Origin of the sequence: Streptomyces otsuchiensis (assembly GCF_004305975.1) — a bacterium.
Classification (GTDB): domain Bacteria; phylum Actinomycetota; class Actinomycetes; order Streptomycetales; family Streptomycetaceae; genus Streptomyces; species Streptomyces otsuchiensis.
This window is the reverse complement of the sequence record NZ_BHZI01000250.1, coordinates 1-8,440: the sequence shown is the minus strand read 5'-3', so window position 1 is coordinate 8,440 and position 8,440 is coordinate 1. Positions and strand designations below refer to the sequence as shown.

The 8,440-nt window shown below is 72.0% G+C and carries 6 protein-coding genes; 5 read left to right on the top strand and 1 reads right to left on the bottom strand.

All coding sequences use genetic code 11. From position 1 onward, the window contains the following. The first annotated feature begins 190 nt into the window (after nt 1-190). From E0D90_RS20555 to E0D90_RS20535, 4 genes are all read left to right on the top strand, one after another. Nucleotides 191-952 (top strand): class I SAM-dependent methyltransferase, encoded by a 762-nt coding sequence (locus E0D90_RS20555; protein ID WP_307721162.1) that lies wholly within the window; start codon nt 191-193, stop codon nt 950-952. A 399-nt stretch (nt 953-1,351) separates the two neighbouring features. Continuing rightward, the gene (cimA, locus tag E0D90_RS20545) at nt 1,352-2,968 is read left to right on the top strand and encodes a citramalate synthase (protein ID WP_103528562.1); all 1,617 of its coding nucleotides are present in this window, start codon (nt 1,352-1,354) and stop codon (nt 2,966-2,968) included. A 235-nt stretch (nt 2,969-3,203) separates the two neighbouring features. Continuing rightward, a complete protein-coding gene (locus E0D90_RS20540) occupies nt 3,204-4,787 on the top strand; it encodes an acyl-CoA carboxylase subunit beta (protein ID WP_103502698.1) in 1,584 nt (527 codons plus the stop codon). Nucleotides 4,788-4,900: 113 nt separating this feature from the next. After that, the gene (locus tag E0D90_RS20535) at nt 4,901-5,107 is read left to right on the top strand and encodes an acyl-CoA carboxylase epsilon subunit (RefSeq protein WP_130799577.1); all 207 of its coding nucleotides are present in this window, start codon (nt 4,901-4,903) and stop codon (nt 5,105-5,107) included. A 320-nt stretch (nt 5,108-5,427) separates the two neighbouring features. Here the strand turns inward: E0D90_RS20535 and E0D90_RS27255 are convergent, their stop codons facing one another. Then, complete coding sequence (locus tag E0D90_RS27255) at nt 5,428-5,604, bottom strand: hypothetical protein (RefSeq protein ID WP_170215023.1); 177 nt, start codon at nt 5,602-5,604, stop codon at nt 5,428-5,430. Nucleotides 5,605-6,138: 534 nt separating this feature from the next. On the opposite strand from E0D90_RS27255, the gene E0D90_RS20530 reads away from it, so the two are divergent. After that, nucleotides 6,139-8,440: sensor histidine kinase (locus tag E0D90_RS20530; RefSeq protein WP_130799576.1), on the top strand; the 2,302-nt coding region annotated here is incomplete at its 3' end.

Below are 8,440 nucleotides of genomic sequence, written 5' to 3'. Positions count from 1 at the left end.
GTCCGCCACCCTCCGGAAAACGCGGTGCGCCACACGCCGCCACGCCGCTACGGTCGGGCCACCGCGACCGCTTCCGGCAGGGAGGGACCCGATGGCCGGCCACGACCGCCTTCCGCAGATCGTCGCCTACTACCAGGACCAGTTCGACGAGGGCGGCCGGCTCGACGGCGCCGCGGACGGGGCACTGTAGCTGATCCGCACCCGGGAACTGCTGCGGGCACGCCTGCCCGCACCGCCGGCCGCCGTGCTGGACGTCGGTGGCGGCCCCGGCACCCACGCCCGCTGGCTGGCCGAGGACGGCTACCGGGTCCACTTCGTCGACCCGGTCGCCCGCCACGCGCGGCAGGCGCCGGTCACCGCCGGCTGCACCGCCGAGCTCGGCGACGCCAGAAGACTCACGGCCGCAGACGACTCCTATGACGTGGTCCTCCTCCTCGGACCGCTCTACCACCTCCCCGAGCGCGCCGACCGGCTGCGCGCTCTGCGTGAGGCACTGCGCGTGGTGCGGCCCGGCGGCCTGGTCGCCGCCGCGGCGATCAGCCGCTACGCGCCGCTGCTCGACGAGGCCGCCACCGGCGCCCTCGCCGACCCGGCTGTCCACGGCACACTGAACAGCTCCCTTGCCGACGGCCGCTACGACGGCGACCGCGGCTTCACGGCCGCCTACTTCCACCTGCCGGACGACCTGGCGCGCGAACTCTCCGAAGCCGGCCTCGCAGACATCGGCGTGCGGGGCGTCGAGGGCCCGTCGTGGCCCGCGCTGGTCGCGGCCGAACAACGCTCGGGGACGCGCGAGCCGCAGGACTCCGCGTTCTTCCGTGCCGCGCTCGACGCGGCACGGCTCGCCGACGCTCACCCGCCGCTGCTCGGCACCAGTGCCCACCTGCTGGGCTTCGGCCGGCGCCCCTCCGCCACCCGGCGCCCTTCCGCCACCCGGCGCCGCGCCGGCTGACCCGCCCCAGGCGACGGGGCCGGCGCCTCAGCCCTCGCGCGGGGCGGAGTCGCGGGGCACGCGGACGCCCCGTGCCCGCCCCGTCCCCGGCGACCGGTCCGCTTCGTCCGGATGATGAGACATCGCGAGCGCATCGCCGATCCGTGTGGAAGACTCGCGCTGTGCTTTCGCTCGCCATGATTATGGGTGACAGCGCGCCGGTCCCCAGCGGCCACTGACCGACTGACGATCCCAGCGGCAGTGGCGACAAGTGCCACGGACCCGCGCGCAGACCTCTCGCACCCGCGAGGGGTCTTTTCGTTTTCCGGACCACCCCACCGGAAAGCACCCCGCGCGGGTCGGAGGCAGCAGGAGTGACGCGTCGCCCACGACGCGTCCACCGACAGGAGTCTCACCGCCATGACCACGGACGCCCCGGCCACCGCGCCCCCGAGCGACGGCTTCCACGTATTCGACACCACGCTGCGCGACGGCGCACAGCGCGAGGGCATCAGCCTGACCGTCGCCGACAAGCTGGCCATCGCGCGCCTGCTGGACGAGTTCGGCGTGGGCTACATCGAGGGCGGCTGGCCCGGCGCCAACCCCCGGGACACCGAGTTCTTCCAGCGGGCCCGGCGCGAGATCGACTTCCGCCACGCCACCCTGGTCGCCTTCGGTGCGACGCGTAAGGCCGGCACCGCTGCCGCCGACGACCCCCAGGTCCGCGCGCTGGTCGACTCGGGGGCCCCGGTGGTCACCATCGTCGCCAAGTCGCACGACCGGCACGTGGAGCTGGCGCTGCGCACCACGCTGGAGGAGAACCTGGCGATGGTCCGCGACACCGTGGAGCACCTCCGTGCGCAGGGGCGCCGCGTCTTCGTCGACTGTGAGCACTTCTTCGACGGCTACGCCGCCAACCCCGACTACGCCCGCTCCGTCGTCGCCACCGCCCACCGTGCCGGGGCGGAGGTCGTGGTGCTCTGCGACACCAACGGCGGCATGCTCCCCGCCCAGGTCCAGGCCGTCGTCCGCACCGTGCGCGAAGACACCGGCGCCCGGCTCGGCATCCACGCCCAGGACGACACCGGCTGCGCGGTCGCCAACACCCTCGCGGCCGTCGACGGGGGCGCCACCCACGTGCAGTGCACCGCCAACGGCTACGGCGAGCGGGTCGGCAACGCCAACCTCTTCCCCGTCGCCGCCGCCCTGGAGCTCAAGTACGGGCGCCGTGTCCTGCCCGAGGGCGGGCTCAGGGAGATGACGCGCATCTCGCACGCGGTCGCCGCCGTGGTCAACCTGCCGCCCTCCACCCACCAGCCCTACGTCGGCGTCTCCGCCTTCGCCCACAAGGCCGGCCTGCACGCCTCCGCCATCAAGGTCGACCCCGACCTCTACCAGCACATCGACCCCGAGCTGGTCGGCAACTCGATGCGGATGCTCGTCTCCGACATGGCCGGCCGTGCCTCCGTGGAACTCAAGGGCAAGGAACTCGGCTACGACCTCGCAGGTGACCGCGAACTGGTCGGACGGATCGTCCAGCGCACCAAGGAACGCGAACTCCAGGGCTACAGCTACGAGGCGGCGGACGCCTCATTCGAACTGCTGCTGCGTGACGAGGTCGACGGGCGCGTGCGCCGCTTCTTCCGCCTGGAGAGCTGGCGCACCATCACCGACCAGCGGGCCGACGGCCAGCTGGAGAACGAGGCCACCGTCAAGCTCTGGGCCAAGGGGGAGCGGATCGTCGCCAGCGGCGAGGGCAACGGCCCCGTCAACGCGCTGGACCGCGCCCTGCGCAACGGCCTGGAGCGGACCTTCCCGCAACTCGCCGTGTTCCAGCTCGTCGACTACAAGGTGCGCATCCTCGCCGGCGCGCACGGAACCGAGTCCACCACCAGGGTTCTGGTCACAACCAGTGACGGTTCAGGGGAGTGGTCGACGGTCGGCGTCGCTGACAACGTGATCGCCGCCTCATGGCAGGCGTTGGACGATGCCTACACCTACGGCCTGCTGCGGGCCGGACTCCAGCCCACCGACTGAGGTACCCGGTGGCGCCGCCCCGAGCGGTGCCACCGGCCCGCCCCCGCCCGCGGGGCCCGCCGTCCGCCGCGCCCCATGCGCCCCGCGCGCCGCTCACACCCCGTGCGCCCGGTGACCGGACACCGCCCCATGCCGCCGCGCGCCGCGGTTCTGTCCGGCCGGACCATGAAAACGCCGCGGAGACTGTACGGATCCGACGAGGTGTTGGAGGCACCGGGTTTCGTAGGGTCTATACATGACCGATCAGCTCCAGACACCCGTCCCGTCAGCCGACGCCCGAGGCCGGGTGTCCGAACTGCGTGCAATCCGTGACGAGGTGGTCCGGGGGCCGAGCGAGAAGGCCACCGAGGCACAGCACGCCAAGGGGAAGCTGACGGCGCGCGAGCGGATCGACCTGCTGCTCGACGACGGCTCCTTCCGCGAGGTGGAGCCGCTGCGCCGCCACCGGGCCACCGGGTTCGGCCTGGAGAACAAGAAGCCCTACACCGACGGCGTGATCACCGGCTGGGGCACCGTGCACGGCCGCACCGTCTTCGTGTACGCCCATGACTTCCGCATCTTCGGCGGCGCCCTCGGCGAGGCCCACGCCCAGAAGATCCACAAGATCATGGACAAGGCCATCGCGGCCGGCGCGCCGCTGGTCTCCCTCAACGACGGCGCCGGCGCCCGCATCCAGGAGGGCGTCAGCGCCCTCGCCGGGTACGGCGGCATCTTCCAGCGCAACACCCGCGCCTCCGGGGTCATCCCGCAGATCAGCGTGATGATGGGCCCGTGCGCGGGCGGCGCGGCGTACTCGCCCGCGCTGACCGACTTCGTCTTCATGGTCCGCGAGACCTCGCAGATGTTCATCACCGGCCCGGACGTCGTCCAGGCCGTGACCGGCGCGCAGGTGACGCAGAACGGCCTCGGCGGTGCGGATGTCCACGCCGGCACCTCCGGCGTCGCCCACTTCGCCTACGACGACGAGGAGAGCTGCCTGGAGGAGGTCCGCTACCTCCTGTCGCTGCTCCCGCAGAACAACCGGGAGAACCCTCCGGTCGCCGAGACCGAGGACCCGGCGGACCGCTCCGGCGAACGGCTCCTGGACCTGGTGCCCGCCGACGGCAACCGGCCCTACGACATGCGCCAGGTCATCGAGGAGCTCGTCGACGACGGCGAGTTCCTGGAGATCCACGAGCGCTGGGCCACCAACATCATCTGCGCGCTGACCCGGATGGACGGGCGCGTCGTCGGCATCGTCGCCAACCAGCCCCAGTCGCTGGCCGGCGTGCTGGACATCGAGGCGTCCGAGAAGGCCGCCCGCTTCGTCCAGATGTGCGACGCGTTCAACATCCCGATCGTCACGCTGCTGGACGTCCCCGGCTTCCTGCCGGGCGTCGACCAGGAGCACGGCGGCATCATCCGCCACGGCGCCAAGCTGCTCTACGCCTACTGCAACGCGACGGTGCCGCGGATCTCGGTGGTGCTGCGCAAGGCGTACGGAGGCGCGTACATCGTCATGGACTCCCAGTCCATCGGTGCCGACCTCACCTACGCCTGGCCCACCAACGAGATCGCGGTGATGGGCGCCGAGGGTGCCGCCAACGTCATCTTCCGGCGGCAGATCGCCGCCGCCGAGGACCCCGAGGCCATGCGGGCCCGCATGGTCAAGGAGTACAAGGCCGAGCTGATGCACCCGTACTACGCGGCCGAGCGCGGACTGGTCGACGACGTCATCGACCCGGCCGAGACCCGGGAGGTGCTCATCCGCTCGCTGGACATGCTCCGGACGAAGCACGCCGACCTGCCCTCCCGCAAGCACGGCAACCCGCCGCAGTGACACACCGGCCCACCGGCCGGTCGGGCTGCAGGGCGGCGGGATCCGCGAGAATGCCCGAATCCCGACACCACGCATCGACCACCACGCATCGACGAGACCCGAAGGAGACGTACATGACCGCTGAGACCAACCTGGTGCGCGTCGAGCGCGGCAGCGCCAGTGACGAGGAACTGGCCGCCGTCACCGCCCTGCTGCTCGCCCGGGCCGGCGCCGCCCGCGACGCCGCGCCGCACCCCGTCCATGTCCGCCGTACGTCCGCCGGCTGGCGCCGTCTCGAGCGCAGCCCGGGCTTCCGCTCCGCGCACAGCTGGCAGGGCTGACCGACTGCCCGCCCGCCACGCCACCGCCTCACCGCGCGCCGCACCGGCGCCGTCCCGCCGCTGACCGCCCCGTTCGCCGTACCCCGGCCGACGGGGCGGCGGCATGTCCGGGCCCGCCCCATGCCGTTCCCGCGCCCCGTGCGCGCCCACGCGCCTGCCTGCGGCCGGCCCCGTGCCTCCGTTGCCCGGCGACCTAACCGGCGCCCTCGCCGGCGGCCCCGCCGGCCGCTCCGGCATGACGAAGGCCCGGCCCCGCCCGACGGTTCGTCAGGGGAGGGGCCGGGCCGAGGAGTGCGCGGAGAGCCGGTGATGAGGGCCGCTCAGCCCACCGGGGCGTCCACCAGGGTGGTACGGCGCGGGTTCGCGGTCTGCTGCGGCAGGACCGGGGAGTCCGCCACCGGCCCGGCCTCGGGGCTCAGTTCGGCCGTGTCCACCAGATGCGCCAGCGTGGTGCGCCGGGGGTTGGCGATGGGCCGGATGATCATGGTCGTCTTCACGGGGCGCTGCCTCTTGTCATTCCTGGACGGCGTGTCCATCCGAGGCTAGGTCGGCCCTTCCCCGCGCCACGCCGAAGTCGCTGGTGATCCCATGTGAGGTTCCTCACGAGTAGCGGCGCAAAGACGCCAATCCCGGGCCCGGAACCGCTTGGACAAACGTGACATAAGGCTGCGTTGTGGATCTTCACCGGGTGATGTGACAAGCGAGGTCCCGTGATCACGGTGCGGCGGTGACGAGCAAAAGTCCGCTTCATCCGATCTTGCCCCCCACCTTTCGTGGTGATCCACAAGCGGAGCGTCATAGATGGCCCGGGAGTGATCCCGGCCCTTGTTGGAGGTCTGGCACTGTGCTGGAATTCCACGGACCGCGCGGGATATCGACCGCCGTACAGACGGTGCACAGCCAGCACCAGAGCGACGGCCGATCCGGGGACGCTAAGGTCACCCACGACCGCCACGGAGCTCCTGGCTCCCGGCTCGATACCGTTTCGCCGCATCCGCGGCGGGGCGCCTTGTCCAGAGGTTGCGACGCTAGTGCAGGGACGTTTCAAGAAGGAAGGCAGCGCTACCGGGGAGGCGGGGCCCAGCGGTCCGGCGGGTAACGGCCCGTCCACGGGTCACCCCCACGGTGGCGAGCCCCTCCATGCCGCAGGCAACGCCGACGCAGCCCCCGAGCGCGTCCGTGACGAGCCCGCCGCGGAGACGGAGACCGGAGAGCCGAGCGCTGCCGGCTCGCGCCTGGCGCTGCGCAACTGGAGGATCAGTACCCGGCTGGTCTCCCTGATCGCCCTGCCCGTCGTCGCGGCCACCTCCCTGGGTGTGTTCCGCATCCAGGACACGCGCCAGGACATCGCGCAGCTCGACAACATGCAGCTGCTCACCGACATGACGCAGCAGGCCACCCGGCTGGCCACCGCGCTCCAGGAGGAGCGTGACCGCTCGGCCGGACCGCTCGTCGGCGACACGGGCGCCAAGGACAGCAACATCACGACGATCCGGGAGCGCACCGACTCGGCTCGTTCGGCCTTCGCCGACGCCACGCTCGGGATCGACCGGGACGACAGCACCCTCTCCGGCATCAGCAACCGTGTGCTCAGCATCGGCCGGCAGCTCAACCAGCTCCGCGACATCCGCGACGAGGCGTACGAGGACCCGGCCTACATCTCGCAGACGGTCGCCCGGTACAACGAGCTGATCGAATCGCTCCTCGGCCTGTCCCAGGACATGGCGCTGGCCACCAGCAACGAGAGCATGATCAACTCGACCCGCGCGCTGGCGGCGTTCTCCTCCGCCAAGGAGTACGCCTCCATGCAGCGGGCCATGATCAGTGGCGGTTCCGCACGCGACGGAGCGGGCTTCTCGCAGAGCGACTGGCGCTACGGCAAGACCGCGCAGCAGAACGAGCAGGCCGCCATGCGGTCGTTCCAGCAGCTGTACGGCACCAGTGAACTCACCGAGCCCCTCGAAGGCGGCATCGCCAACGTCCTCAGCGCCGACCAGCTCGCCGACCGCGTCTTCGACGCCCCCGACGCGCTGTCCGGCGAAGAGCTGTCCGACCAGGACGTCTACGACCTGATCCGCGCCAAGATCGACGCGATGGACAACATCGAGCAGACCCTGCTCGACGAGATGGAGCGCGAGGCGAGCAACCTGCGCGCGGACGCGCAGCGCGACGCCATCCTCAACGGCGCGCTCATCATCCTGGTCCTCGGGATCTCCCTCGTCGGCGCCTTCGTCGTCGCCCGCTCCATGGTCCGTTCGCTCCGCCGCCTCCAGGACACCGCGCAGGAGGTCGCCCACAGCCGGCTGCCCGAGGTCGTCAAGCAGATGGGTGAGTCGGACCCCCAGGACATCGACACCTCGGTGAAGTCCGTCGGTCTGCACACACGGGACGAGATCGGCAAGGTCGCCCAGGCGTTCGACGACGTGCATCGCGAGGCGGTGCGCCTCGTCGGCGAGCAGGCGCTGCTGCGCGGAAACGTCAACGCGATGTTCACCAACCTCTCGCGCCGCAGCCAGGGCCTGATCCAGCGCCAGCTGTCGCTGATCTCCGAACTGGAGTCCCGCGAGGCCGACCCGGACCAGCTGGCTTCGCTGTTCAAGCTCGACCACCTCGCGACCCGCATGCGGCGCAACGGTGAGAACCTCCTCGTCCTCGCGGGTGAGGAGCCCGGCCGGCGCTGGACCCGCCCCGTCCCGCTGGTCGACGTCCTGCGCGCCGCCGCCTCCGAGGTGGAGCAGTACGAGCGGATCGAGCTGTCGGCCGTCCCCAAGACGGACGTCGCGGGCCGCGTCGTCAACGACCTCGTCCACCTGCTCGCCGAGCTGCTGGAGAACGCCACCTCGTTCTCCTCGCCGCAGACCAAGGTGAAGGTGACCGGTCACGCCCTTCCCGACGGGCGGATCCTGGTCGAGATCCACGACACCGGCATCGGGCTCTCCCCGGAGGACCTGGGCGAGATCAACGAGCGCCTGGCCAACCCGCCGACGGTGGACGTCTCCGTCTCCCGGCGCATGGGCCTGTTCGTGGTCGGCCGGCTGTCGCTCCGTCACGGCATCCGCATCCAGCTGCGGCCCTCCGACTCCGGCGGCACCACCGCACTGGTGATGCTGCCCGCCGAGGTCGCCCATACCGCGGGCCGGCCCAAGCCGGCCGCCGCGGGAGCACCGGCCCGGTCCGCGGGTGAGCCGCCGTCGGCGACGCTCAGCCGCGAGGGCCCGCCCCGCCGCCAGGGCGGCGAGCCCGGCGTCGCCGGTCCGCCGTCCCGGGCGCAGATGCCCGGTGCGCCGGCCCGGGCCGCGCTGCCCTCGCGCCCCGGCAACCCCCGGCCCCAGG

Coding starts and splice junctions, on each gene's coding strand:
- cimA (WP_103528562.1), top strand. CDS start 1,352: ATGACCACGGACGCCCCGGCCACCGCGCCCCCGAGCGACGGCTTCCAC.
- E0D90_RS20540 (WP_103502698.1), top strand. CDS start 3,204: ATGACCGATCAGCTCCAGACACCCGTCCCGTCAGCCGACGCCCGAGGC.
- E0D90_RS20535 (WP_130799577.1), top strand. CDS start 4,901: ATGACCGCTGAGACCAACCTGGTGCGCGTCGAGCGCGGCAGCGCCAGT.